The 23923-nt window shown below is 69.2% G+C and carries 24 protein-coding genes and 1 tRNA gene; 8 read left to right on the top strand and 17 right to left on the bottom strand.

What is annotated here, in order from left to right; all coding sequences use genetic code 11:
• Positions 1–55 precede the first annotated feature (55 nt).
• Positions 56–739, top strand: coding sequence for a GntR family transcriptional regulator (locus tag BO996_RS12205; protein WP_034391668.1), 684 nt, complete (start codon positions 56–58; stop codon positions 737–739).
• Positions 740–778: 39 nt separating this feature from the next.
• Here the strand turns inward: BO996_RS12205 and BO996_RS12210 are convergent, their stop codons facing one another.
• The 4 genes from BO996_RS12210 to hpnC all read right to left on the bottom strand — a co-directional run bounded on the left by BO996_RS12210 (position 779) and on the right by hpnC (position 5104).
• Positions 779–1798: a Bug family tripartite tricarboxylate transporter substrate binding protein gene (locus BO996_RS12210; RefSeq protein WP_012204487.1), complete on the bottom strand. Its 1020-nt coding sequence runs from the start codon at positions 1796–1798 to the stop codon at positions 779–781.
• 123 nt (positions 1799–1921) lie between these two features.
• Positions 1922–3310: a hydroxysqualene dehydroxylase HpnE gene (hpnE, locus tag BO996_RS12215; RefSeq protein ID WP_071957087.1), complete on the bottom strand. Its 1389-nt coding sequence runs from the start codon at positions 3308–3310 to the stop codon at positions 1922–1924.
• The gene (gene hpnD, locus BO996_RS12220; RefSeq protein WP_013803312.1) at positions 3307–4152 is read right to left on the bottom strand and encodes a presqualene diphosphate synthase HpnD; all 846 of its coding nucleotides are present in this window, start codon (positions 4150–4152) and stop codon (positions 3307–3309) included. The genes hpnE and hpnD overlap by 4 nt, the downstream gene beginning before the upstream one ends.
• A 67-nt stretch (positions 4153–4219) precedes the next feature.
• The gene (gene hpnC / locus BO996_RS12225) at positions 4220–5104 is read right to left on the bottom strand and encodes a squalene synthase HpnC (protein ID WP_071954865.1); all 885 of its coding nucleotides are present in this window, start codon (positions 5102–5104) and stop codon (positions 4220–4222) included.
• A gap of 174 nt (positions 5105–5278) precedes the next feature.
• Between hpnC and BO996_RS12230 the strand changes: the two genes are divergently transcribed.
• From BO996_RS12230 to BO996_RS12255, 6 genes are all read left to right on the top strand, one after another.
• Entirely contained in the window at positions 5279–6529 is a 1251-nt protein-coding gene (locus BO996_RS12230) for an efflux RND transporter periplasmic adaptor subunit (protein WP_071954866.1), read from the top strand.
• Entirely contained in the window at positions 6526–9741 is a 3216-nt protein-coding gene (locus tag BO996_RS12235; RefSeq protein WP_071954867.1) for an efflux RND transporter permease subunit, read from the top strand. Before BO996_RS12230 ends, BO996_RS12235 begins: the two co-directional genes overlap by 4 nt.
• Before the next feature lie 120 nt (positions 9742–9861).
• Positions 9862–9947, top strand: a tRNA-Leu gene (locus BO996_RS12240).
• 185 nt (positions 9948–10132) lie between these two features.
• The gene (locus BO996_RS12245) at positions 10133–11149 is read left to right on the top strand and encodes a tyrosine-type recombinase/integrase (RefSeq protein WP_026062098.1); all 1017 of its coding nucleotides are present in this window, start codon (positions 10133–10135) and stop codon (positions 11147–11149) included.
• Between the two features lie 119 nt (positions 11150–11268).
• Complete coding sequence (locus tag BO996_RS12250) at positions 11269–11688, top strand: helix-turn-helix domain-containing protein (RefSeq protein WP_071954868.1); 420 nt, start codon at positions 11269–11271, stop codon at positions 11686–11688.
• Positions 11688–12995 (top strand): type II toxin-antitoxin system HipA family toxin, encoded by a 1308-nt coding sequence (locus BO996_RS12255; protein ID WP_071954869.1) that lies wholly within the window; start codon positions 11688–11690, stop codon positions 12993–12995. The genes BO996_RS12250 and BO996_RS12255 overlap by 1 nt, the downstream gene beginning before the upstream one ends.
• Before the next feature lie 26 nt (positions 12996–13021).
• Here the strand turns inward: BO996_RS12255 and BO996_RS12260 are convergent, their stop codons facing one another.
• The 6 genes from BO996_RS12260 to BO996_RS12285 all read right to left on the bottom strand — a co-directional run bounded on the left by BO996_RS12260 (position 13022) and on the right by BO996_RS12285 (position 16707).
• On the bottom strand, positions 13022–13228 hold the full coding sequence (locus BO996_RS12260; protein WP_012204496.1) for a helix-turn-helix transcriptional regulator: 207 nt from the start codon (positions 13226–13228) through the stop codon (positions 13022–13024).
• Between the two features lie 42 nt (positions 13229–13270).
• Entirely contained in the window at positions 13271–13519 is a 249-nt protein-coding gene (locus tag BO996_RS12265) for a hypothetical protein (protein WP_071954870.1), read from the bottom strand.
• Between the two features lie 21 nt (positions 13520–13540).
• Positions 13541–15535, bottom strand: coding sequence for a replication endonuclease (locus BO996_RS12270; RefSeq protein WP_071954871.1), 1995 nt, complete (start codon positions 15533–15535; stop codon positions 13541–13543).
• A 4-nt stretch (positions 15536–15539) separates the two neighbouring features.
• On the bottom strand, positions 15540–15944 hold the full coding sequence (locus BO996_RS12275; protein WP_232240522.1) for a hypothetical protein: 405 nt from the start codon (positions 15942–15944) through the stop codon (positions 15540–15542).
• Positions 15945–16100: 156 nt separating this feature from the next.
• Positions 16101–16424: an ogr/Delta-like zinc finger family protein gene (locus BO996_RS12280; protein ID WP_071954873.1), complete on the bottom strand. Its 324-nt coding sequence runs from the start codon at positions 16422–16424 to the stop codon at positions 16101–16103.
• A 61-nt stretch (positions 16425–16485) separates the two neighbouring features.
• The gene (locus BO996_RS12285; RefSeq protein WP_224986487.1) at positions 16486–16707 is read right to left on the bottom strand and encodes a hypothetical protein; all 222 of its coding nucleotides are present in this window, start codon (positions 16705–16707) and stop codon (positions 16486–16488) included.
• A gap of 164 nt (positions 16708–16871) precedes the next feature.
• On the opposite strand from BO996_RS12285, the gene BO996_RS12290 reads away from it, so the two are divergent.
• Positions 16872–17126 (top strand): helix-turn-helix domain-containing protein, encoded by a 255-nt coding sequence (locus tag BO996_RS12290; RefSeq protein ID WP_232240523.1) that lies wholly within the window; start codon positions 16872–16874, stop codon positions 17124–17126.
• 49 nt (positions 17127–17175) lie between these two features.
• On the opposite strand, the gene BO996_RS12295 is transcribed toward BO996_RS12290, so the two are convergent.
• From BO996_RS12295 to BO996_RS12325, 7 genes are all read right to left on the bottom strand, one after another.
• A complete protein-coding gene (locus BO996_RS12295; protein ID WP_083571145.1) occupies positions 17176–18189 on the bottom strand; it encodes a contractile injection system protein, VgrG/Pvc8 family in 1014 nt (337 codons plus the stop codon).
• The gene (locus tag BO996_RS12300; protein WP_071954874.1) at positions 18177–18617 is read right to left on the bottom strand and encodes a phage tail protein; all 441 of its coding nucleotides are present in this window, start codon (positions 18615–18617) and stop codon (positions 18177–18179) included. Before BO996_RS12300 ends, BO996_RS12295 begins: the two co-directional genes overlap by 13 nt.
• 11 nt (positions 18618–18628) lie before the next feature.
• Complete coding sequence (locus BO996_RS12305) at positions 18629–21478, bottom strand: phage tail tape measure protein (RefSeq protein ID WP_071954875.1); 2850 nt, start codon at positions 21476–21478, stop codon at positions 18629–18631.
• 114 nt (positions 21479–21592) lie between these two features.
• The gene (locus BO996_RS12310; protein WP_012204506.1) at positions 21593–21709 is read right to left on the bottom strand and encodes a GpE family phage tail protein; all 117 of its coding nucleotides are present in this window, start codon (positions 21707–21709) and stop codon (positions 21593–21595) included.
• An 8-nt stretch (positions 21710–21717) separates the two neighbouring features.
• Entirely contained in the window at positions 21718–22077 is a 360-nt protein-coding gene (locus tag BO996_RS12315; RefSeq protein ID WP_012204507.1) for a phage tail assembly protein, read from the bottom strand.
• Positions 22078–22145: 68 nt separating this feature from the next.
• Positions 22146–22655: a phage major tail tube protein gene (locus BO996_RS12320; RefSeq protein WP_012204508.1), complete on the bottom strand. Its 510-nt coding sequence runs from the start codon at positions 22653–22655 to the stop codon at positions 22146–22148.
• 63 nt (positions 22656–22718) lie between these two features.
• Positions 22719–23912: a phage tail sheath subtilisin-like domain-containing protein gene (locus BO996_RS12325; RefSeq protein ID WP_016450710.1), complete on the bottom strand. Its 1194-nt coding sequence runs from the start codon at positions 23910–23912 to the stop codon at positions 22719–22721.
• Between the last annotated feature and the right edge of the window lie 11 nt (positions 23913–23923).

Here is a 23923-nt window from a genome sequence, read left to right on the forward strand (position 1 = left end):
GTATGACAATCCGTCAGTCCGTCCGACCCCTGGATCGGCGGGTAGGATTCGTCCCATGAACCAGATGCTGCGTGTCCCCCGCGAAGAAACGTCGCTGCGCCTGCGCACGACGCAGACCCTGCGCACGGCCATCCTCGATGGCGTGTTTGCGCCGGGCCAGAAGCTGTCCGAGCGCGAACTGTGCGAGAGCCTTGATGTGAGCCGTTCGTGCCTGCGCGAGTCGCTGCAGCATCTGCAGGCCGAGGGGCTGATCACCATCGTTCCGCACCGAGGCCCCGAGGTCACGGACATCTCGGTGCAGGAAGTGCGCGATATCTACGAGGTGCGGGCCAGCCTGGAGGGGCTGGCCAGCCGGGGCTTTGCGCTGCATGCCTCGGCAGGCCAGCGCGCCGCGCTGCGCGCCAAGCTGGGCGAGCTGGCCGTGCCCGCCGTGGCCAGCGACAAGGTGGCCCTGCTGGCGATCAAGAACCAGTTCTACGACATCCTGATCGAGGGCTGCGGCAATCTGGTGGCTGGCCAGATGCTGCGGCAGCTGAACAACCGCGTGACGGTGCTGCGGCGCATCTCCATGTCCCAGCCCGGGCGCCTGCCGCAGACGCTGGCCGAGCTGGACGCCATCGTGGCGGCGATAGAGCAGGGCGACGCGGACCAGGCCGCGCGCCTGAGCGCCGAGCATGTGCAAAAGGCCGGCCAGGGCGTGTTGCGCGCCATGGCCGAGAAGGCTGGCCCGGCCAGCTGATGCCGGGGCCTGTGCCTGGGGGTGTCAGTCCGTGTGCGCTCAGTCCGGCTTGACCTGGGCGCGCTTGAGCACCTTTTGCCAGCGCGTCTGCTCGGTGGCAATGAACTGCGCGAACTGCTGGGGCGTGCTGCCGATGGGCTCGGCCGCATCGCCCTGCAGGCGCTTGAGCGCGTCGGGCGCCTTGACGGCCTTGGCGCATTCGGCAGCCAGCTTGTCCACGTGGGCTCGGGTCATGCTGGAGGGGGCGAGCATGCCGTACCACTGCGTCATCTCGAAGCCCGGGAAGCCCTGCTCGGCCACGGTGGGCACATCGGGCAACTGGGGCAGGCGCTGGGTCGATCCCGTGGCGATGCAGCGCACCTTGCCCGCCTTGATGAAGGGCAGCAGGGCGGCGGCGCCCACTGAGGCAGCGTCCAGCCGGCCCGACATCAGGTCCGTCATCATCGGCCCCGTGCCGCGATAGGGCACGTGCAACATGAAGATCTCGGCCGTCATCTTCAGGTACTCGAAGGCTAGGTGCCCGGCGCTGCCATTGCCGGCCGAGCCGTAGCTGAGCTGGCCGGGTTTCTTCTTGGCGTAGGCGATGAGTTCGCGCAGGTTCTTGACCGGCACATCGGGGTGGACAACGTACAGGCTGGGCACCTTGGCCAGCAGGCTGACGGGCTGGAAGTCCTTGTTGGCGTCGTAGGGCAGCTTGTCGAAGATGTAGGGATTGACGGCCAGGGTGCCGATGTGGCCCAGGATGACGGTGCTCTGGTCATCGGCGCGCGCCACTTCCTGCATGGCGATGTTGCCGGCCGCGCCGGGCTTGTTGTCCACGAAGACGTTCTGGCCCAGGGTCTTGGACAGCTCGGCGGCCGTGGAGCGCGCCACGATTTCCGAGCTGCCGCCGGGCGCAAAGGGCACGACAAAGCGGATGGGGCGCGTGGGCCAGGCGTCCTGCGCCAGCGCGGCCGCAGGCAGCAGGCCCGACAGGGCCATGGCGCCCGTGCCGGCCAGCAGTTGGCGGCGGCCGAGCGGGGGCAGGTCTGCGTGGTGAAGAAAGTCGCGCGAAGGCATGTCTGGTCTCCTGGCTATCGTTGTAGTGAATGGGCAGCGGATGCGGCGCCAGCGATGGTGGCGCGGGCGGCTGTCAATCTGCTGTCAAACCAGGGTCTGCAGGCTACGGAGATACCCGGGGGATCAGGCTTTTCCCTCGGCTCCCAGGGCCTGTCCGATGGCCTCGGCCGCCTGCAGGCCGCTGCGCACGGCGCCTTCGATGGTGGCCGGATACGGTCCATCCACATGGTCGCCGCAGGCCCACAGGCCGTGGCCCAACTCCATGCCGGGGCGCTGCAGCTGCGGCAGGCAGGCGAAGGTGGCGCGCTTGTCGATCACGGTGCGCAGCGCAACCAGTCCATGCCAGCCCAACTGCGCCCGGGCCTGGGCCAGCACCTGGGCCTGCAGGGTTTCGCGGTCCGATGCGCTGTCGCTGATGACGAAGGCCATCAAGCCCTGCGGGCCGCCGAGTTGCCCACGGTCGAAGACGAATTGCGCAGGTGCATCGGGCGTGGAGCGCAGCGCCAGCCAGGGCGCGCCCGGGGGCAATGTGTGCGAGGCGTCAAAGGCCTGCGCATAGACGGTGGCAATGGGGCGGTGCTGCAGGTCCTGGGCCAGCTGCGCCCAGCGCTGCAGGGCTATGCCGTCGCGTGCAGGCAGGCTGTCGTGCTCTGCGGCGGTGAGTGCCAGGCGCGCCGCCTCGGGCGCGGGGCAGGCCAGCAGCACGGCGTCGAAGGGCGCGTCTTCGGCCTGGGCTGCGCCCAGCGTCCAGTGCGGGCCCTGGGGCTGCAGTTCTGCGACGCGGCTGCCCAGGCGCACGGCGTGGCCGCGCTCTTGCAGCCACTGCGCGGCCGGCGCCGGGAACAGGCTGCCCAGGTCACGGCGCGGCACCAGGAAATGCGAGCCGCCACGGCCGCTAAACAGCGCATCGCGCAGCACGCGAAGGAACACCGTGCCGCTGGCCAGGTGAATGGGCGTGTTGAGCGCCGAGATGCACAGCGGGTCGATGAACTCGGTGACCAGGCGCTGCGGCAGGCCGGCGCACAGGTCGGCCACGGTGGCCTGCGGCGCGCAGCGAAATCCCGCCAGCCGCCAGCGCACGGCGCGCGCCAGCAGGGCTGCACGCTCGCCCAGGCTCCAGCCGCGTGCGGTGGCAATGCCGGCCAGCGCTTCCAGCGGCGCAGGCCAGTCGGGAAAGCGCAGGCCGCTGCCATCGGCATAGGGGAGGGCCATGGGCTGGCGGTGCAGCGCCCGTTCAGGGTCCACGCCCACTTCGCGCATGAGGCGCAGGCTTTCGGTGTAGGCACCGATGAGGATGTGCTGGCCGTTGTCCACGCGCAGCGGGCCCTGTGGCGTGTCGAGGTCCATGCCGCGCGCACGGCCGCCGGGCTCGCGTGCGGCCTCGTGCAATGTGATGTGCCAGCCGCTGCGCGCCAGCGTGAGGGCGGCGGCAAAGCCGGCCCAGCCTCCGCCGAGGATGGCGGCGCGCGGCTGAGCGGCGCGAGGCGTGTGCTTGGCGCTGTCTCTGCTCACCGCGCCATGCGCCCCAGCGCCTGCATCTTCCAGGCCAGCCACAGCTTGCGCAGAGGCGGCAGGCTGATGCGCTGGTGCAGCACGCGGAAGTCGTCGGCCTCGATCTCGCGCAGCAGGGTGCGGTAGATGCTGGCCATCATCAGGCCGGGCTTTTGCGTGCGGCGGTCGGCGGCGGGCAGCAGGGCCAGGGCCTCGTCGTAGAGGCGGTGGGCGCGCTCGGCCTGAAAGCGCATCAGCGCGGTGAAGCGGTCGGAGTACTCGCGCTTGGTGATTTCATGCGCCTTGACGTCGAACTGCTGCAGCTCGCTGATGGGCAGGTAGATGCGTCCGCGCATGGCGTCCTCGCCCACGTCGCGGATGATGTTGGTCAGCTGGAAGGCCAGACCCATCTTGTGGGCGTAGGCGGTGGTTTCTTCCTGTGTCTGGCCAAAGATGCGCGCGGCCACTTCACCGACCACGCCTGCGACCAGGTGGCAGTAGCGGGTCAGGCCCTGGAAGTCCAGGTAGCGGGTCTGCTCCAGGTCCATGCGGCAGCCGTCGATGACCGCCTGCAGGTGGCGCTCCTCGATGGCGTAGACCGGGGCGTGCGGCATGAGCGCCCGCATCACGGGATGCGAGGGCTTGCCTGCAAAGGCCTGGTGCACTTCGTTTTGCCACCAGCCGAGCTTGGTGGCGGCCACGCCGGGGTCGGAGACTTCGTCCACCACGTCGTCCACTTCGCGGCAGAACGCATAAAAGGCGGTGATGGCGGCACGGCGCTCGCGCGGCAGGAAGAGGAAGGCGTAATAAAAGCTGCTGCCCGAGGCGGCGGCCTTGTCTTGGACGTACTGATCCGGATTCATATGGGGCCGGATTGTCCCATGGACGGCTGGGAGCCAAAGCCTGGGTGTCACAACGGCCGGCCCGCCATCACATGCGCAGGGCGCGCCACAGCAGCAGCGGCGCATCGGCCTTGCCGACGGTGGGGCGGCGGTAGAGACTGGCGCCCTGCAGCGCATCGACCTTGTCCAGGATGCGCAGCCCGCCCTGCACGACCAGACGCAGCTCCCAGCCGATGCGGCCCGGCAGGCGGTGCACCAGTGGTGCGCCGGACTGCATCAGTGCGCGCGCCCATGCCGACTGCTCGGCCAGCAGTGCACGCACGGCAGGGGTCAGTGCAGCGGGCTCGGCGCGCAGGTCTTCACGCCGCACGCAATGGGCGGTGCAGTCGGCATCGGTCAGGTAGTGGCGCCCGCGCGGCAGGTCCACGCTGAAGTCCTGCCAGAAATTGATCAATTGCAGGGCGGTGCAGATGGCGTCGCTGCGGGCCAGCGATTCGGCATCATCCACCCCGTACAGATGCAGCAGCAGCCGGCCCACGGGGTTGGCCGAGCGGCGGCAGTAGTCAAGCAGCTCGGCGCGGTCGGCGTAGGTGGTGCTGGATTCGGTCTTGCGCACGTCCTGTGCGAAGGCGCTGAGCAGGTCGTCCATCAGCGCCAGCGGCAGCTGGTGGGCGCGTACTTGCGGTGCCAGCCCTGCAAAGACAAGAGGCCAGGCCGTGCGGGAGAGCATGGAGGCCTCGCCTTCGGTGCCCAGCGCCATCAGGTCGGCACGGTAGGCGGCCAGCGCGGCCAGGCGCTCGGACGGCGTGGCGTCGCCCTCGTCGGCCAGATCGTCTGCAGTGCGTGCGAAGTGGTAGAGCGCGGCAATCGGCGGGCGCAAGCGGGGCGGGCACAGCCAGGACGCCACGGGAAAGTTCTCGTAGTGCGTGACCGGGGCGGGGGAGGTGGGCAGGGTGGGAGCGGTGGACTTCACGGTGGCCGATTGTCGATGCTGCGCGCAAGGCCATGCATTTCACTTGACGGGCTCAAGGGCTTCTCCTAAATTACTAACCCGTCAGTCAGTAAACGGCGCCAGCCAGCTGCCGCGGCATGTTGCCCGGATCTTGCAGCCCGCAGCCGCTTTTCGCACCAGCCCTCCCGGATCCACATGCCCGACTTGCCATCGAACCCTGCCGCGCGCGCTTTGCCGCGCCATCTTCTTCTTGCCCCTCTGTGCCTGGCCGCCGCGCTGGCGCTGGGCGCCTGCTCCAAGGCCGAGCCGCCGCCCGAGCCGGTGCGCGCCGTCAAGCTGCTCACCGTAGGCGTGGGCGCGCTGGACACGCAACTGGAGTACGCGGGCGAGGTGCGCGCGCGCATAGAGTCGCGCCTGGGCTTTCGCGTGGCCGGCAAACTCGTTCGCCGCGAGGTGGAACTGGGCCAGCACGTGCAGGCAGGCCAGTTGCTGGCGCGGCTCGATGCCAGCGACTACCGGCTGGGAGCTGACGCCGCGCGCGCCCAGGTGGCGGCCGCGACCACGCAGCGCGATCTTGCCGCCGCCGATGTGAGGCGTTACTCGCAGCTGAAGGCGCAGAACTTCATCAGCGGTGCGGAGCTGGAGCGGCGCGAGGCCACGCTCAAGTCCGCCCAGGCCACGCTGGACCAGGCCAAGGCGCAGCTGGCATCGCAGAGCAATCAGGAGTCCTACGCGCAGCTGCTGGCCGATGTGCCCGGCGTGGTGACCGGCATAGATGCCGAACCCGGCCAGGTGGTGTCGGCCGGATCGCCCGTGGTGCGCATTGCCCAGGACGGCCCGCGCGACGTGGTGTTCGTGGTGCCCGAAGACAAGCGCGGTGCCATCCGCGTGGGCCAGAAGGTGAATGTGCGCCCCTGGTCGGCCGGCATGCAGCCGCTGCAGGGCCAGGTGCGCGAGGTGGCGGCCAGTGCCGATCCGGTCACGCGCACCTATCAGGTGAAGGTGGCTTTGCCCGCGTCGGATGCGGCCGCCGTGCCGCCGCTGGGTGCCACGGTCCACGCATTGCCCGAGGGCATGGGCCCCACGGGCCAGCCCGTGATCAAGCTGCCGACCACGGCGCTGCGTCAGGAAGGCGGCGGCGGCCAGGGCACGGCCGTGTGGGTGTTCGATGCCGCCAGCAGCACGGTGAAGCTGCAGCCCGTGCAACTGGCCACGGCCGATGGCAACGAGGCCGTGATTGCCGCTGGCCTGACGCCCGGCATGCAGGTGGTGGCCGCCGGCGTGCATGTGCTCACGCCAGGCCAGAAGGTCACGGTCTATCAGGACCGTTATGACAAGGCCCCGCAGCCGGCACAGCAGCAGCCGGCTCAGCACCGGCCGCAACAGACACAGCCTGCACAGGCACCTGCCGCCGCAGGCGCTGCGCCCAGCGGAGCGGCCCAATGAGCGGGCCCAAGCACAAGGCGCCGCAGGGCGCGCACTTCAATCTTTCGCGCTGGGCCCTGGACCATGTGGCGCTGACGCGCTATTTCATCGTCGTGCTGCTCCTGCTGGGCTTTGCCTCGTACTTCCAGCTGGGGCAGGACGAGGACCCGCCCTTCACCTTCCGCGCCATGGTGGTGCGCACCAACTGGCCGGGCGCCACGGCGCAGCAGATGGCCGAGCAGGTCACCGACAAGATCGAGCGCACGCTGCAGGAGGTGCCCTACGCCGACAAGATCAGCAGCTACTCCAAGCCCGGCGAGTCGATGATCATCTTCCAGCTCAAGGACAACTCGCGCCCCGGCGATGTCCAGCAGCTGTGGTACACGGTGCGCAAGAAGATCGGCGACATGCGCTACACCCTGCCGCAGGGCGTGCAGGGGCCGTTCTTCAATGACGAGTTCGGCGATGTCTATGGCGTGATCTACGCCCTGCAGGCCGACGGCTTCAGCTACGCCGAGCTCAAGACCATGGCCGACGACGTGCGCCAGCGCCTGCTGCGCGTGCCCGACGTGGCCAAGGTCGAGCTGTTCGGCGTGCAGGACGAGAAGGTCTACATCGAGCTGTCGCAGCGCCGCCTGTCGCAGCTGGGCCTGGACATGAACCAGGTGCTGGGCCAGCTGGGCCAGCAAAACGCCATCGAGGGCGCAGGCGTGCTGCAGACGCCGCGCGAGGATGTGCAGGTGCGCGTGGCCGGCCAGTTCCTGGCGGTGGATGAGCTGCGCGCCATGCCCATCCGCGGCGCATCGGGCGCGCAGCTGCGCCTGGGCGATATCGCCGAGATCCGCCGCGGCTATGCCGATCCGGCCAATGTGAAGGTGCGCCACCAGGGGCGCGAGACGATTGCGCTGGGCGTGTCCATGACCAAGGGCGGCGACATCATCCGCCTGGGCAAGTCCCTGCGCGGCGCCGTGGGCGACATCGCGCGCACGCTGCCGGCCGGCGTGGAGCTGGCCAACATGCAGGACCAGCCCAAGGCGGTGGCCGATTCGGTCAACGAATTCCTGCAGGTGCTGATCGAGGCCGTGGTGGTGGTGCTGGCCGTGAGCTTCATCAGCCTGGGCCTGCACAAGCGCGAGGGCCACCAGCCGCTGTGGAAGCGCTGGTACATCGACCCGCGCCCGGGACTGGTGGTGGCCATCACGATTCCGCTGGTGCTGGCCGCGACCTTCCTGGCCATGTGGTACTGGAACATCGGCCTGCACAAGGTGTCGCTGGGCTCGCTGATCATCGCGCTGGGCCTGCTGGTGGACGACGCCATCATTGCGGTGGAGATGATGGTGCGCAAGATGGAGGAGGGCTACGAGAAGTACCGCGCCGCCACCTTTGCCTACGAGATCACGGCCAAGCCCATGCTGACCGGCACGCTGATCACGGCGGCGGGCTTCCTGCCCATCGGCATGGCCAAGTCCATGACGGGCGAGTACACCTTCGCCATCTTCGCGGTGACGGTGATTGCGCTGGTGCTCAGCTGGTTCGCCTCTGTGTACTTCGTGCCCTACCTGGGCATGCTGCTGCTCAAGCGCCCGCCGCACGCGGCCACGCTGCCGCCCGAGGTGGCCTCGGGCGAGGTGCCCATCGAGGAGACCAACCTCAATGCTTCGTCGGCCGAGCATGAAGTCTTCGACAGCCCGTTCTACAACCGCTTCCGGCGCGCCGTGAACTGGTGCGTGACGCACCGCTGGCTGACCATCGCCATCACGGTGCTGGTCTTCGCGCTGGGCCTGGTGGGCATGTCGCGCGTGCAGCAGCAGTTCTTCCCGGATTCCAGCCGGCCCGAAGTGCTGGTGGACATCTGGTTCCCCGAAGGAACGTCGCTGGCCGCCAACGAGGCCGTCACGCGCCGCGTGGAAGAGCGCTTCATGCAGCTGGAGGGCGTGCGCACGGTCAGCGAGTGGGTGGGCTCGGGCGTGCCGCGTTTCTACCTGCCGCTGGACCAGGTGTTCCCGCAGAACAACGTCTCGCAGTTCATCCTGGTCGCCCAGGACCTGCCCACGCGCGAGCGTCTGCGCAAGGCGCTGCCGGCGCTGCTGGCCCAGGAGTTCCCCGAGGTGCGCGGCCGCGTCAAGCTGCTGCCCAACGGGCCTCCCGTGCCCTATCCGGTGCAGTTCCGCGTCTCCGGCACCGATCCGCAAAAGCTGCGTGCCTATGCCGACGAGGTCAAGCAGGTCATGATCGCCAACGCCGACATGCGCGGCGTCAACGACAACTGGAACGAGTCCGTCAAGGCCGTGCGCCTGGAGGTGGACCAGGACAAGGCGCGCGCCCTGGGCGTGAGTAGCCAGGCCATCGCACAGGCAGCCCGCGTCATGCTCAGCGGCTCCACCGTGGGCCAGTTCCGCGAGGGTGACAAGCTCATCGACATCGTGCTGCGCACGCCGTATTCGGAGCGCGACGCCATCACCGACATCGCCAACGCCTACCTGCCCACGGCGTCGGGCAAGTCGATCCCGCTCACGCAGATCGCCAAGCCCTTGATGGTCTGGGAGCCCGGCGTGATGTGGCGAGAAAAGCGCATGTTCGCCATCACCGTTCAGGGCGATGTGCGCGAGGGCCTGCAGGGCGCAACGCTGACCCATGCGCTGCTGCCGGGCCTGCGCGAGATCGAGGCGCGCTGGCACGCCGCGGGCGACACGGCCTACCGCATCGATGTGGCCGGCGCCGTGGAGGAAAGCTCCAAGGGCTCGGACGCCATCGTCGCCGGCGTGCCCGTGATGCTGTTCCTCACCTTCACGCTGCTCATGCTGCAACTGCGCAGTGTCAGCCGTTCACTGCTGGTGTTCATCACCGGGCCGCTGGGCATTCCCGGCGTGGCGGCGGCGCTGCTGCTGCTGGGGCGGCCCTTCGGCTTCGTGGCGCTGCTGGGCGTGGTGGCGCTGATGGGAATGATCCAGCGCAATTCGGTGATCCTGATCGACCAGATCGAGACCGACCGCGCGCGCGGCGTGCCGGCCTGGGACGCCATCATCGAGGCCGCCGTGCGCCGCCTGCGCCCCATCGTGCTGACGGCTGCCGCCGCCGTGCTGGCCATGATCCCGCTGTCGCGCAGCGTGTTCTGGGGCCCCATGGCCGTGGCCATCATGGGCGGGCTGATCGTGGCCACGGTGCTGACACTGCTGGCGCTACCGGCCATGTACGCCGCCGTGTTCCGCGTGCGCCGCGAGCCCACGCATTGAGGCGGCGAAAACGCAGAGGCCGCCGCTCAAATCCGGGGTATGGCAATCCACCCCGCAATTGCGGCTAGAATCTGCGCCCTGACCTAGGAGCCGCCGCGCAGGCGGCTCCCTCAAGAACCAGCGCGGGTGGCGAAATTGGTAGACGCACCAGGTTTAGGTCCTGACGCCAGCAATGGTGTGGGGGTTCGAGTCCCCCCCGCGCACCACGCACCAACGCCGCTCAACTGCGGCGAACACTGCTCAAGCCCGCTTCCTGTAGAGGAGGCGGGCTTTTTTTCTGGGTTCTGAGGGCAAAACGGAACGGGTTGAAACCGGCACAAAACAGCGCAAAATCACATCACAGTCCCGCGCAGATCCCGCTTGTGATCCCGCGCGGGCTGCAGGAGGTGGGATGGCGTATTTCCGGAAGGTGAAGAACGGCTGGCGGGCCGAGGTGGAGCGAGCGGGTATTCGACGCACCGCCACGCGGGCGACCAAGGCCGAGGCGCAGGGCTGGGCCGTGGCCGAGGAGGCGGCCATTCTGGCCGGGGCGCGCGGGGAGTTTCCGCGGCGCACGCTGGCCGAGGCGGTGGAGCGCTATCGGCGCGAGGTCACCGACAAAAAGACGGCCAGCACTGCGCGGGCCGACCATTTGCGCTTTGATGCCTGGCTGCGCGAGTTTCCCGAGCTGGCGGCCAAGGTGTTCCACGAGATCACGGGTGACGACCTGGCGCGCTGGCGCGATGCGCGGCTGCAGCAGGTCTCTGGCGCCAGCGTGCTGCGCGAGGCGCAGCAGTTCCGTCCGATCTGGACGCTGGCGGTCAAGCAGTGGAAATGGGTGGGCAAGAGCCCCTGGCCCGAGATCAAGCTGCCGGCCAAGTCCCATGCGCGCCGACGCACGGGGCAGTGGAGCGAGGTGCGGCGCATGCTGCGCTCGGCCAATGTCTCGCCGCGCCTGGCGCCTGTCACCGCCATGGAGCAGACGGCCTGGACCATGCTGGTGGCCCTGCACACGGCCATGCGCAGCGGCGAGATCCTGCGCATGGGCCGCAGCAATGTGGATCTCAAGCGCCGGGTCTACCACCTGCCGCACCACAAGACCGAGGCCAAGGTGGGCGAGCGCCATGTGCCGCTGACGCGCCGTGCCGTGCGCCTGCTGCGCGTGCTGGACGCCGCCGCCGAGGCTGCGGGGCGCGACGCCTACTGGACCATCAGCGACGCCAGCCGCGACACGCTCTACCGCAAGCTGCGCGACCGGGTGATGGTGCAGGGCCTGCGCTTCCATGACCTGCGCGCCACGGCGCTGACCTGGCTGAGCAAGCGCGTGGATGTGATGACGCTGGCCCGCATCAGCGGCCACGTGGATATCAACGAGCTGTTCAATACCTATTACCGGGAGACGGCCGAGGACATAGCGGCACGGTTGTAGGCAAGATGGCTGCCAGAAATATCACTCCAATATGATATGTTGACAATATTATTCTGGAGTGATAATTTCAATTCATCATCTTGAGATGATATTTTGAATGCCCTGGCCAGGAGAACACCATGGACCACCTGTTGCAACTGCCCGATCAGCTTGCGCTGCACCTGAAGTCGCTGCGCAAGGCCGCTGGCGTGAGCCAGGCCCAACTGGCACAGCGGCTGGGCGTGTCCCAGTCGCGTGTGGCGGCGATAGAGCGTGACCCGGCCGCCATCAGCGTGCGCCAGCTGATGGAGATCCTGCAACTGCTGGATGCCGATCTGCTCATGCGGCCCAGGGCGGATGCGGTGGTTTCTCCTGCGTCTGCACCTGCACCTGTGCCTGTGCCTGTGCCTGTGCCTGCTGCGTCGAAGGTTGCCGAGCCCGCTCCACAGCCGTACGCGGGTGACAACGTGCCCCGCAAGCCCGCCGACCGCCCCGTGGCCTTCAAGCCGCAGGCGCTGCCGCCGCACTGGCAGGACCGCAAGCCGAAAGGGTCCTGGTGATGGCGGCGCTGGGCGTCTGGATGAATGGGGAGCGGGTGGGCTCCTGGGAGGTCACGCGCACGGGCCGCCATGTGTTCGCCTATGACCCGGCCTGGCCGCAGAGCGCGCATGCGCGGCCGCTGTCGCTGTCCATGCCCTTCACGCGCGACCTGACGGTGGCGGGCGAGGTGGTGGCCCATTATTTCGACAACCTGCTGCCGGACGGCGAGGGCATTCGCCGGCGCGTTCACCAGCGCTTCGGGCTGCGCGGGATCGATGCGTTTTCGCTGCTGGAAGCCATTGGCCGCGATTGCGTGGGTGCCGTGCAACTGCTGCCCGAGGGGGCCGTGCCTGAAGGGTTCGACCAGGTGCGCTTCGAGCCGCTGAGCGAGGCGCAGATTGCCGAGCACCTGGCCAGCCTGGGTGGTGGGTTTGGCGCGCTGGAGGTGGACCAGGAGTTCCGGCTGTCCATTGCCGGTGCGCAGGAGAAGACGGCGGTGCTGCGCCATGGCGGCCAGTGGTGCCGCCCGTTGGGTGCGACGCCGACCACGCATATCCTGAAGCCGGCCATCGGCGTGGTGCCGCACTGGCACTACGACCTGAGCGAGTCAGTGGCCAATGAGTGGCTGTGCGCCCGGCTGCTGGCCGAGCTGGGCTTTGCCGTGGCCGACAGCAGCATCGAGACCTTTGGCGGTCAGCAGGTGCTGTGCGTGGAGCGCTTTGACCGCGCCTGGACGGCCCAGGGCTGGATTGCGCGTCTGCCCCAGGAAGATTTCTGCCAGGTGCGCGGCGTTGCCAGCGCCAACAAGTACGAGACCCACGGCGGGCCCGGCATGCTGCAGTGCCTGCAGGTGCTGCAGCATGGCAGCGAGCCTGCCCAGGATTGCGCCCGCTTCGTGATGGCCCAGCTGGCGTTCTGGCTGCTGGCGGCCACGGACGGGCATGCCAAGAATTTCTCGGTGTTCCTGCAGCCGGGCGGCGGCTATGAGATGACACCGCTGTACGACGTGCTGTCGGCCTGGCCCATCATCGGTCACGGCCACGGCAAGATTGCCCGCCAGCGCGCCAGGATGGCCATGGCCCTGCCGGGGCGCAGCCGCCACTACCGCCTGGCCGAGATCCAGCGCCGCCACTGGAAGGCCCTGGCCGAGACCACGCGCATCGCAGGTCTCTGGGAGAGCATGGTGGAGATGGTCGAGGCGCTGGACGGCGCCATCGACCGGCTGCAGCCGCGCCTGCCGGCCAGCGTGCCGCAGCCCATGGCCCGGCAGATCTTCGACGGGGCGCGTGATCAGGCACGCCGTTTTCTTGCGGGCAGCGATCACTGAGCGCACGGCGATGGCCTGGTGCCGGCTCACCGGCGCCCCTCGGCCCAGGCCTTGACGTCAGCCATGCGCCAGTAGCGGATGCGGCGGCTGGCGTTGATGAAGGGCTTGGGAAAGTCCGGGCGCTTGGTCAGGCGCGCGGTGACGTGCTCGCGGCTCAGGCCCAGGTAGTTGGCGATGCCCTGGGTGTCCAGGCGCGGGGCGCTGTGAAAGAGTTCCATGTTCTGTTGCGTCATTGCGGTGTTCTCCGATGTCGTGTCCGGTGCTGGGGTGCTTGATCAGGCCTGGCGCGGCGTGATGGACTTGCCTGCCTTCTTGCGCTCCGCACGTTCAACTCGCTCGACTCGCAGAACGGGCCGGCCGCTGGCCAGCAGGGCGCAGGCCTGGGCGTGGCTGGCGCTGGCCGCCTTCAGGCGCAGCACGGGCAGCAGGCGGGCGTCGGCCAGTTGATCCAGCTGCGCGGCGTCCACGCCGTGGGGGATGAGGGTGGCGCGGTAGCTGCGCAGGGCGGTGATGTTGTGGTGCATGGTGGGTCCTCCTGGGGTGGATCAGCTGGTAAAGAAAGGGTGGTTGGATGGCGTGGCGCCGGATGCGGGGCGGTGCAGCACGGAATCGGGCGCGGAATCGGCACCCGAATCGGGCCCGGCCGGGTTGCCCCGGTCCTCGCGCAGGTGCCCGCTGCGGCCGATGAGGGCGCGCAGCGTGTGGCCCGTGAGCCGGGCCGTACAGTTATTGAAACCAGTCCAAGCGCGCGCCAGCGGCGCGCGGGCGAGCAGGGTCGGCGGGGCCACGTCGGCGACCTCGGCGACCTCGGCACCCTTGGCGCTTTCCGCACCTTGGGTTTCCTGGAACTCCAGCGTGGCGCGGGCCACGCTGCGCCAGGCGATGCGGCGCGAGACCAGCCACTGGCCGCGCCGGGTTTCCAGGCCCACCACGCGGCCGCAGCCGGGCGCGATGGCCTCGCCGTATTGGTTGACGGCGCCGGCGGGCACGGGGCGGCGTGCCATGCGCAGGTGCCAGCGGTCGCGGGCCAGGCAGTGGCCGCCCATGGCTTCCATGTAGCGGCGCCAGTCGGCGGGGATGTCGGGCCCGTGGCGGTGGCTGGCGCCCCAGGCCTTCCAGCTGGCCTTGTCGCCTTCGATGCGGATCTGTTCGACCTGGTCCTTGCTGACACGGCGCAGTTCGCGCCAGACGCAGACGCTGGGCATGCCCACGGCCTGGAACTGGCGAATGCCCCAGCAGGCGGCCCAGGCGTCCACGCGGCGGTGGCCGGGCATGCCGCCCTGCTCCACATCCCACAGGCGGCCCTGCACCACGTCGAGGTGGTCGGCCAGGGCCGCATGGCCCACGCTCTTGGCGATGTACTTGGCCACGTAGCCGGCAGCGCCGCCGCCGGTCATGCGCTTGACGTTGATGCGGTTGCGCTGGGCGCCGCGCTCGTCGCCATCTTCGCTGAGCCACCATTTGCGGATGGCGGCCTCGATGTGCTGGGCGTGCTCCTCGCACTCGGCCCAGACCAGGGCGTGCCAGTGCGGCGTGGCGTCATGGTGCGGCTCGGCCACGCGGATGCCGTACATGGCGATGCGCTGGCGGCCCAGGTGCGATCGCACGCGCGCCCACATGGTGCGCAGCCACAGCTGGGCATCGCGCGGCGTGCTGTGGCCGTCGTAATGTGGATTGGGGCGCGGCCGGCCGCCGCTGCCCAGCGTGACGGCGTGAAAGCGGCTGGGCGCCGTCAGCGTGAGAAAGAGGCCGACGTGGCTGCGCGCGTCGGCATATTCCTCTGCGCCGCGGATGCGCGTCATCAGCTCGCCGCCACGGATCACGGGGTTGGCCGGCGACAGCGCGGCCAGCTCGGCCAGGGTGAAGACCTGGCCGGCCTCGTTTCGGTAGAGGCTGCGCTCCAGCGCGCGGGCGTTGCGTTCGATCTGCGCGGTGCGCCGGCGCACGGTGGCATTGCTGGCATAGCCGCCGGTGCGGCGGTTGACGATGCCCAGCTTGACGGCGCCGGCCTCCACGGTGCGCGTGACGTGGCGGCGCAGCATGCGGCGCCACCAGGCCGCGTCCAGCGCGCGGCGAATGGCGGGCTCGCCGGCCAGCGGCGTGCTTTCCTGCAGGCCCAGCATGCGCAGCATCAGCCGCACCAGGTCCACGCGTGCGGCCAGGTCCATGTTCTGGGCCTGGGCGCCGGCGTCGAGCTCACCGACTTCGTCGCTCAGGCGCCTGGCCATCTGGCAGATCTCGTAGTCGTCCAGATTCCACTCGGCCGCACGGCCGTGGCGGCTGGCAAAGTCGTCAATGGCGGCCAGCGCGTCGTGGCAGGCCGCCCATTCGGGCTGGCCGTTGGCGTGTTGCGCGCCCTTTTGCCAGTCGCCCAGGCCCAGCAGCTTCATGGGCTGCAGCCACTGCGGCGGCAAGGCTTTTTCCAGCGCCTGCATGGCGCGCTGGACCATGTGGGGGCGGGGCTTGTGCTGGTCCCATTGCTGCAGGCTGGCGGTGCGCAGCCTGCGGCCGGTGGATTTGGCGGCGAGCAGGACGGACATGGGCTCAGGTCCTCAGGGCCAGCGCGCGCAGCGGCAGCAGGCAGGTGCGCAGCGCTCGGATCTGGCGGCGGATGGCGTCGCGCTCGGGCGGCGGCATTTCGCGCCAGTCGCGCAGGGCCAGCTCCTCGATCTCGCCGTCTATGCCCGCCAGCAGCACCAGGGCCATGCGGTAGTGGCTGGCCAGGCCCGCCCATTCGCGGCTTTCGGCGCTGCCGCAGCGGCCGTTGGCGCAGCGCTGCGCGGCCTCGCGCTGCAGCTCGCGCAGGCGGATGCGGCAGTCCTGGACGCTCAGGCGCTGGTAGGCCTCGGGCAGCGCGGGCGGGTCCTCGGGCCGGTATTCGGGCGCGGGCGCATCGTCTGCCCGCAGCAGTCGCATCAGATCGGAAAGGCGCAGGTCGCCGAGCTTCATGGTCTGTCCAGGTCGTTTCAGGGTGAGCGCATCCCGCAGGGCCTTCATGCAGGCTCCGCAGATTGCGGGAAAGGGGGTGGGGTGGCGGCGGTGCAGGCGGGCTGCCCGCGCGCCGGGTGGGGCGCCGTCAGGAGCGGCGAAGGCGCCCCGGCCGCGCTAGCTGCGCACGCCTTCGCTGGATTGGGCGGATTCGGCCGCCTGGGCTGCGCGGTGCGCTGCGCCTTCGTATTGCGAGGACGGCATGGCGTCCAGCTGGGTCTGCAGCAGCTTGCGCTTGATGTGCGTGCTCATCGGCAGGATCACCATGGGGTTGGGGATGGCGCTGGGGCTGATGGTGCGGTTGATCTCGGTGACCGCCGAGAACACATGGCCGCACTCGAAGTTGCGGCACTGGAAGATGGTCTCGCGGCTGGTGCTGGTCAGCTGCAGGCTGGTGCGGGTGTAGGCGTGTTCGTTGCAGTGGGGGCACATCATGCGCATGGCAGGCTCCTGGGGGCAGTTGGGATCGAAGACAAGGCGGTGAACAGGTCGGCGCGGGTGGCTATCGCGCCTGATCGGCCTGGGGCAGCGGCGGCATCTGCTGCTCGTACTGCTGCATGCCCATGCGGTACAGCTTCAGCGCGAAGTTGGAGGCGCTGCGGCTTTCACGGCTGGCATAGCGGGCGTGGCGTTCGCGTTCGGATGCCGTCATGCGCAGCGGCACGGGCCTGTCATGAAGCACCGGATCCGCAGGGATACCGGGCACGGCTCTGGGGGAGTGCATGGCTGTCATGTAGTATTTGGGATGGTTTGGATGGTTTGGTTACACGCTGACTGCATCATTGCTCGAAATTTCGAGCATGTCAATTGATGAATAGAAGAAATTTCGATCACATCGGTGAAAGGCTGAGGCAAGAGCGTCTGCGTCTGGACGTGGCGCAGCTCGCCATGGCTGACGCCTGCGACGTCTCGCGCGGCACCCTGGCCACCTGGGAGAAGGGCGAGCAATCGCCCAATGCGGCCGCCCTGGCCGTGATGGCGGGCCTGGGCGTGGATGTCCTGTATGTGGTCACGGGCCAGCATGCGAACGCATCGGTCCAGACCCTGGCGCCCGACGAGCGCGAGCTGCTCGATTGCTATGGCCGGGCCGACGATTCGGGCCGCGCCGCCATCATGGCCGTGGCGACCCTGGCCGCGCGCTGAACGGCCTGCGCCGGCCGCTCCAGGACGCGTTCTACGGCCTACCTCTCGCTCACTTGGCGCGCGTCTCCAGCGTCAGCTTGGAGGTGAAGCCGCCGTCGCCCAGCTCGTGCTGGATCTTGACGACCAGCCATGGCGTGTCATCGATCTCCGCCTTGAACCCCTGCAGCTTCAGCGGCGTCTGCGGCATCAGGTCGGGCCGCGCCAGCGCCAGCTTCAGGCCCATGGTGGCCTTGGCGCGGTTGATGCGGCCCATCTCGGCCTTGGCGGCGGCCTGCGCCTCGGCCTCGCTGCCGTAGGTGTCCTTCAGGCGCTTTTCGTTGTCCTCGGCGCCCTGCGTGGCGCTGCGTTTCTCGGCACGATCCGCGTCGTTCCAGTACGCGCGCACGCCGCTGTAGTCGTTGCGTGCGGCCGTGTGGTAGTTGTGGCTGTCGCCCACGGCGCGCGTGAGCGTGGCGGCCTCCACGGCCTGGCCGGCAGCGGTGATCTTGCTGTCGATGGCGATGAAGGCCAGCTTGCCCTTCTTGACCGTGCACACGGCGTCATACTGCCGCGCCAGGCGGCTGCAGAAGTTCAGATCGCTTTCGTGGGTCTGGTCGATGTGGTCCACGCGCAGGTTCTCGAACTGCGCGTCCACGCGCACCTGCAGGCCGTTGCGCTGGGCGATGCTGCGCACGATCTGGCCCAGCGTGCTGTTGTGGTAGCTGTGCTCGGAGCGCGTGCGCAGCTGGCGCTTGAGTTCGGCCGAGCGCGCATGCACCACGATCCTGTCGGGCGCGCCCTGGTGCTCCACCTCGTCCACCTCGTAGGTGCCCTTGTCGACCAGGCCATGTCCGGCCCAGCCCAGCTTCAGCGCGATCTTGGATCCCTTGCCCGGCATGGGCAGGCGCCCATCGCTGTCGTCCAGCGTGATGTCCAGCTTGTCGGCCTCTTCGCCGCGCGATTCGGACAGCGTCAGGTTCATCAGCCGCGTGTTCACGCTGCTGGTGATGTCGCGCCCGTCCAGGACGATTTCGTACTGGGGCTTGGCGTGCAAGTATTCCTGCGTGGCCATCAGATCCACCATTCCCAGAAGTCTTCATCGGGCCAGGGATCGACGCCGCCGCTGCCTTCGGCCAGGTGGTCGTCCACGCGGGCCAGCTTGAGATCGAACTCGATGCGGCGCGGCTTGCCGCCCGGTGTGTAGTGCGTGCCGGTCTGCTGCAGGCTCTCGATGACCCAGGCGCCCAGGATGCTTTCGCCGCCCACCAGGGCCCATGCCTTGCCCTGGTCGGCCATTTCGCGCAGGTCGTCCAGCGACTTGGCCGTGCCCCGGAACTCGGGTGCGAGCACGCCGGTCAGGCCCAGCGTTTCATCGCCGGGGCCCAGCGACTGGCGGGCGGGGCGCGCGCCCACGCGGCTGTTGCTCGGGTGGCGCCAGGTGCTGCTGCGCACCAGCTTGTCGAATGCCAGTGTGTCGATGCCGAAGGAAAACTGGCCCAGTGTGATCAGCATGCTCATGCTCCTCAGTCGATGTCCGACAGCTGCGACAGCACGCTGGAGCGCTTGGCCATGTCGCGGCGGTCCAGCTCGGCGGCCACGGCGCGGGCAATGGCCTGCGCGTCCTGGCCGGGCGCAGCGTTGACGGTGATGTGGATGGTGGCGCCGGCCACCGGGGCCGGTGCCGACGCGGGTGCAGCGGCGCTGGCCAGCGGCGGGCGGCTGTCGATGCGCACGGCGCCCGTGTCGGCCATGGCCGGCATGGCGCCCGTGGCCAGCGTGGCCGCCGTGGCTGCGGCCGCAACACCCTGGCGCAGTGCGCCGGCGCGGCCCTGGTCGGGTGCTGACGCATCGCCGGATTTGAACCATGAGCCCACCGACGAGGCCAGGCCGCTGATGCCCTTGCCGGCCAGGTCAGAGACCACGCCGAACAGGCCGCCCGTGGCGCCATCGAGGCCGGCCTTGCCGGCGTCCAGCAGCGTGCCGCCGACGCCCTTCCAGTCGCCGGCCTTGACGGCGGTGGACAGGCCATCCCAGTTCTGCATGATCGAGCCGCCCGCGCCCATCAGGCCGCCTGCGAGCCGGCCCATGGGTGTCATGCGCACCAGGCCCATCAGCGATGCGGCTGCACCACCCAGACTACCGCCCAGACCACCGCCGACGGCACCTGCGGCACCCAGGCCGGCGCCCAGCAGGCCCATGACGGCGCCCGCACGGCCCTTGCCGGCCACGCCTTTGGCTGCGCCTGCCCCGCCGCCGAAGATGCGGCCTGCAGCGCGGCCCGCGCCGGCCAGGGCGGTGCCTATGCTGCCCATGGCAGCGCCGCGGCCCATCATGGCCAGCGACAGGACCACGGCGCCCAGCCCGCGCCTGAGCACGCCCGCAGCGTTGCTGGCCATGCGCATGCCGCCCGACAGCAGGCCCATGGCTCCGCCACCGCCGCCCATCATGCCCAGGGACAGGACCACGGCGCCCACGCCGCGCCGGAGCACGCCCACGGCGCTGCTGGCCATGCGCATGCCGCCCGACAGCAGGACCATGGCACTGCCGCCGCCGCCCATCATGCCCAGCGACAGGACCACGGCCGCCAGGCCGCGCCTGAGCACGCCCAAGGCGCCGCTGCCTGCGCCCATGGCCGCGCCCAGCAGGCCGAACACGGTGCGCGTGAGCAGCAGCGGCGCCAGCAGGCCGAACAGCACGCTGCTCACCACGCCGACGCCTGCGACCAGCAGGCCCAGCACGGCCACGATGCGCAGCGTCCACTGCACGATCTGGGGATGCTCCTTGACCCAGGCGCGCATGCCTTCGGTCATCTCGCGCAGCGTGCCCAGCACGGCCTTGAGGTCGGACTCGATGGTCGAGCCCATGTCGCTCAACAGGCCGTTGTAGCTGTCCTTGACGGACTCGTATTGGGCCGAGACCGAGTCCTTCAGGATGGCCACGCGCCCATCCATATCCGCCTGTGACTTGAGCTGGGAGGCGATCTGCTGGTAGCCGCCCGGGCCCTGCTGGAGCAACGCCTCCAGGGCCTTGCGCGTCTGCGCATCGCCGCCCGCCAGCTTGTCCAGCGCAGCGGCGCGCAGCTTGTCGCTGCCCAGGCTCTGCAGCTTTTGCAGCTGGGCCATCATCTGCTCGGTGCCGCCGAACTGGCCGCTGGCGTCCTTGAAGTCCAGCGACACGCCCTGGCCCGCGAGCATCTTGTTGACCTGGCCCAGTCTGGCCGGGTCCATGGAGTTCTTGACCAGGTTGCCCACGGCGGTGCCGGCAGCCTTGCCGCTGATGCTGGCATCGTTGAGCATGAGCAGCAGCGGCGCAAACATCTGTCCCGACCTTGCGCCCTGCTGTCCCAGCTGCGGCAGGGCCTTGCCGATGGCATCCAGACCCTTGACCATTTCGTCGGGGTCCAGGTTCAGGTGGGCGGCGCGCTGCACCGTATCGGCCAATGCGGCCATGTCGCCTGCGCCGGCCCGAGTGGCCTGCTGCAGCTGCGCCGCGAGCGTGGCAGCCTCCTTGGTCGGCATCTGCAGCACGGCGCCCAGGTTGGCCGCCTGCCGGGCCACGCCGCCCAGCACATCCTGCGAGGACACGCCCTGGCGCTGCAGCTGGTTCATCATCGCGATGTAGTCGGCCGTGCTGCCGGGCATGTCGGTGCCCAGGCTCTTGGCCAAGTCCAGCACCTGCTGGTATTCGGCGCCCGGCTTGCCGTTGCTGCCCGCCATGGTGGCGCGCAGCTGCGCGGCGGCCTGGTCGTCGGTCATGAAGGCCTGGCTCACGGCGCGCACGGGCGCCAGCATCTTGCCGCCCGTCTCGCGCAGCGCCTGGCCGCGATCGGCCAGGGTCTTGCTCTGCTCGCGCAGGGCGTCGATCCTCTCCAGCCGCTGGGCGGCCGGTGCCACCACCTTGCGCTGCTTTTCCATCTGGGCCGTGGTGGCGCGGATGTCGTTGTGCAGCTTGCGCTCGTGCGCCGACAGGTTGCCCGTGTCCACGCCCGCGCCGCGCAGGCCTTCGCGCATGTCCATCAGGCGCGATCGCTGCGTGGCGCGCAGCAGCGCCAGGCGCTCTTCCTCGACCTGGGCCGAACGCAGCGCGCGCAGCATGGCGCGCGAGGGCTGCTCGCCCGCGCCCGATTCCAGCCGCAGCTGGGCCATCTGCTGGCGCGCTCCGCGCAGCCGCGCCGTGGTGTCGGCCAGGCCGCTGCGCAGCGCGCGGTAGTCGCCCAGCTGGGTTTGCTGCTGCTGCAGCTTCTTCAACTGGTCGACCGTTTCCTTGAGTTCCCGGGCCGTGTTGCTGCTGGTTCTTCCCAGCAGCGCCAGGGGCTGGTGCACGCGCTCGGCCTGCTTGAGCACCTCGTCCAGGCGCAGGGTGTCAACGGCCATGGAGGGCTCCCTGGCCGGTGCGGTGTTGGCGTTGGGTGGAGGTCATGGGCAAGGGGCGTGCAAGAGAGGGGCGAGAGGCGGGCGATGGAGTGGGGGGTGGTGCTCAGTCCTGGCTCAGTCCTGGCTTTCGTAGCGCTCGCGCGCCCGTTCATGCCATTGGCCGAGTTCGGCCAGCGACATGTCCTCCATGTCCGCCGGCCGCCAGTGGAAGACCATGGCCAGGTCGGCCATGGCGTCCTCTACGCGCTCGGGAATTGCTCCCTCTGCGCCTTCGGCACCAAAAAAGAGGCCACCTCCGTACCCAGGGTCACCAGGTCGGCGGGGTCCAGCTGCAGCACCTCGGCCTTGTGCAGCATGGGCTCGGTCACGCGCGGCAGCAGGGTCTGCAGCGCGGTCACGTTCATGTGCAGCAGCTCGACCAGCGACAGGCCGCGCAGCGCGCCGGCATTGGGGCGGCGCACCAGCACCCGGGCCAGGTCGCCGCCGGGGCGCTTGAGCGGCACGTCGAGCGTGATCTCGCGCGCATCGCCCGATGCGAGGGCGGCCGCGTTGGCGGCAGCCTGGTTCTGGAGGTCTTCCTGGGGCTTGGTGGTGTCCATGGTGTGTCAGCGTTCGGGTGAAGAAAAGAGGAGGACCGGGCCGGCCGGCCCGGTCAGTTGAGCCAGGCTCAGATGCCCAGCGCGGCGCGGACCTGGGCCAGGCGGTCGATGCCGTTGACGACTTCGACGAAGTTGACCGGGTCGATCTCGATCAGCACCTGGCCGTTGATGGACAGGCGGTAGTAGCTGACGGCCAGCTTGTACTTGATCTCGGTCTTGTCGCCGGCCTTGGCCTTGCCGGGGTCGAACTCCGAGAAGCGGCCACGCATGACCACTTCCAGCGAGTCCACGCCTTCGCTGTCATCGCCCTGCAGGGCGCCGGCGAAGCGCAGCAGCACGCCGTCGTGGCGCAGCGTGCCCCAGGTGGAGATCAACTCCTTCATGTAGCCGGCAGCGGTCAGGTCGGCCTCGATGGCCTCCATGCCGAAGTCCAGGCTGACCTCGCCGTTCATGCCGCCGGCGCGGTACTTCTCCATCTTGCGGGTGAGCTTGGGCAAGCCCACTTCGGGCATGTCGCCGATGTACGAGTTGCCATCCACGAAGGTGGCGAAATTCTTGAGAGAGCGGGGCAGTCCCATGGTGCTTTTCTCCTGTGTATCCGGTGTGTTCGGTGTATTGGGTGTGTCGGATGCGGCCGCCGCTTACTGGCCGGTGCCCACGCGCAGGGCGAAGTCGGCGAAGTAGCGGTCGGTGATGCGCTGGCGAAAGCCCAGGTCCTCCAGCGGAGGCACAGGCGTGTAGTCGTAGTCCAGCACCAGCTTGCCGGCCTTGAGCGTGGCGGTCTCGTTGACCGTTTCGTCGTACCAGGCCTTGCCGTCCAGGATGTAGCCCAGGGCCTTCAACTCGCGGAACTTGGTGTTGATGCCTTCCAGGATGTCCTTGACCAGGCTGGGGTGCATGGGCTTGTCCACGGCCCAGAAATGCGCCTCGGCCATGGTGTCGGCCAGCACCTGCGCGGTGCGCACGCTGGACTCGAAGCGGAACAGCTCGCTGTCCGTGCAGGTGCGCGAGCCCCAGAAGCGGTGGCCCTGGCTCTGGATCAGCGTGGTGATGCCGGCCTGGTTGAGGATGCCGGCCTCGGTATCGGGGCTTTGCAGGTCCCAGTGCACATCGCGCGAGATGCCCAGCACGCCGGACAACGGCACGTTGGACAGCGTCTTGTGCCAGCCCTGCTCCTGGTCGATGCGCGCGCGCAGGCCCAGGGCGTAGGCCACGGGCGAGGCGTCCTGCACGGCGGCGGTGGACAGGTCCAGCGCCTTGAAGCCGGGCCACAGCAGCATCAGCTCGCGCTGGCCGAAGTGCTCGCGGTAGGCCTGGGCCTCGGCCACATCGTTGCCGATGGCCGCTGCATACGCAAAGCCGCGCAGCTTGATGGCCACGGACGCCAGCGCGTCGGTCACGGCCTGGCTGTCCAGGCCCGGCGCGCCCAGAATGCGCGGCTTGACGCCGAGCTGTGCCTGGGCCGCCAGCAGCGCCTGCAGGCCCGTGTACTGGTTGCCGGCGGTGGTGCCGATGACCTTGGCATCCTGGTCGGTGCGGCGCTCGGCCTCGGTGGCGCCTTCGCCATCGGCCACGCGCACGACGACCAGCACCGGGCGGCACTGCTCCTTGATGGCGTTCAGCGCCTGGGCCAGCGTGCCCTTGGTGCCGGCCTTGCCGATGGCCGCATCGACCTTGGTGACCAGCACCGGGCGGTTCAGCGGGAAAGTGGCCGCATCGGCGTCGCTGGCCGTGGCCACAAGGCCGATCACGGCCGTGGACACGATGCGGATGGAATTGATGCCTTCGCTCACTTCCGTGACGCGAATGCCATGATGGAACGGGGCTGTCGCCATGGTGTTCTCCG

Source organism: Delftia sp. HK171, assembly GCF_001886655.1.
Lineage (GTDB): Bacteria > Pseudomonadota > Gammaproteobacteria > Burkholderiales > Burkholderiaceae_C > Comamonas > Comamonas acidovorans.

Bases quoted from the DNA above. Each gene is read 5' to 3' on its own strand.
- BO996_RS12205 (WP_034391668.1), top strand. From the start codon at position 56: ATGAACCAGATGCTGCGTGTCCCCCGCGAAGAAACGTCGCTGCGCCTG.
- BO996_RS12210 (WP_012204487.1), bottom strand. From the start codon at position 1,798: ATGCCTTCGCGCGACTTTCTTCACCACGCAGACCTGCCCCCGCTCGGC.
- hpnD (WP_013803312.1), bottom strand. From the start codon at position 4,152: ATGAATCCGGATCAGTACGTCCAAGACAAGGCCGCCGCCTCGGGCAGC.
- BO996_RS12230 (WP_071954866.1), top strand. From the start codon at position 5,279: ATGCCCGACTTGCCATCGAACCCTGCCGCGCGCGCTTTGCCGCGCCAT.
- BO996_RS12235 (WP_071954867.1), top strand. From the start codon at position 6,526: ATGAGCGGGCCCAAGCACAAGGCGCCGCAGGGCGCGCACTTCAATCTT.
- BO996_RS12245 (WP_026062098.1), top strand. From the start codon at position 10,133: ATGGCGTATTTCCGGAAGGTGAAGAACGGCTGGCGGGCCGAGGTGGAG.
- BO996_RS12250 (WP_071954868.1), top strand. From the start codon at position 11,269: ATGGACCACCTGTTGCAACTGCCCGATCAGCTTGCGCTGCACCTGAAG.
- BO996_RS12255 (WP_071954869.1), top strand. From the start codon at position 11,688: ATGGCGGCGCTGGGCGTCTGGATGAATGGGGAGCGGGTGGGCTCCTGG.
- BO996_RS12260 (WP_012204496.1), bottom strand. From the start codon at position 13,228: ATGACGCAACAGAACATGGAACTCTTTCACAGCGCCCCGCGCCTGGAC.
- BO996_RS12265 (WP_071954870.1), bottom strand. From the start codon at position 13,519: ATGCACCACAACATCACCGCCCTGCGCAGCTACCGCGCCACCCTCATC.
- BO996_RS12270 (WP_071954871.1), bottom strand. From the start codon at position 15,535: ATGTCCGTCCTGCTCGCCGCCAAATCCACCGGCCGCAGGCTGCGCACC.
- BO996_RS12275 (WP_232240522.1), bottom strand. From the start codon at position 15,944: ATGAAGCTCGGCGACCTGCGCCTTTCCGATCTGATGCGACTGCTGCGG.
- BO996_RS12280 (WP_071954873.1), bottom strand. From the start codon at position 16,424: ATGCGCATGATGTGCCCCCACTGCAACGAACACGCCTACACCCGCACC.
- BO996_RS12285 (WP_224986487.1), bottom strand. From the start codon at position 16,707: ATGCACTCCCCCAGAGCCGTGCCCGGTATCCCTGCGGATCCGGTGCTT.
- BO996_RS12290 (WP_232240523.1), top strand. From the start codon at position 16,872: ATGGCTGACGCCTGCGACGTCTCGCGCGGCACCCTGGCCACCTGGGAG.
- BO996_RS12295 (WP_083571145.1), bottom strand. From the start codon at position 18,189: ATGGTGGATCTGATGGCCACGCAGGAATACTTGCACGCCAAGCCCCAG.
- BO996_RS12300 (WP_071954874.1), bottom strand. From the start codon at position 18,617: ATGCTGATCACACTGGGCCAGTTTTCCTTCGGCATCGACACACTGGCA.
- BO996_RS12305 (WP_071954875.1), bottom strand. From the start codon at position 21,478: ATGGCCGTTGACACCCTGCGCCTGGACGAGGTGCTCAAGCAGGCCGAG.
- BO996_RS12310 (WP_012204506.1), bottom strand. From the start codon at position 21,709: ATGGCCGACCTGGCCATGGTCTTCCACTGGCGGCCGGCGGACATGGAG.
- BO996_RS12315 (WP_012204507.1), bottom strand. From the start codon at position 22,077: ATGGACACCACCAAGCCCCAGGAAGACCTCCAGAACCAGGCTGCCGCC.
- BO996_RS12320 (WP_012204508.1), bottom strand. From the start codon at position 22,655: ATGGGACTGCCCCGCTCTCTCAAGAATTTCGCCACCTTCGTGGATGGC.
- BO996_RS12325 (WP_016450710.1), bottom strand. From the start codon at position 23,912: ATGGCGACAGCCCCGTTCCATCATGGCATTCGCGTCACGGAAGTGAGC.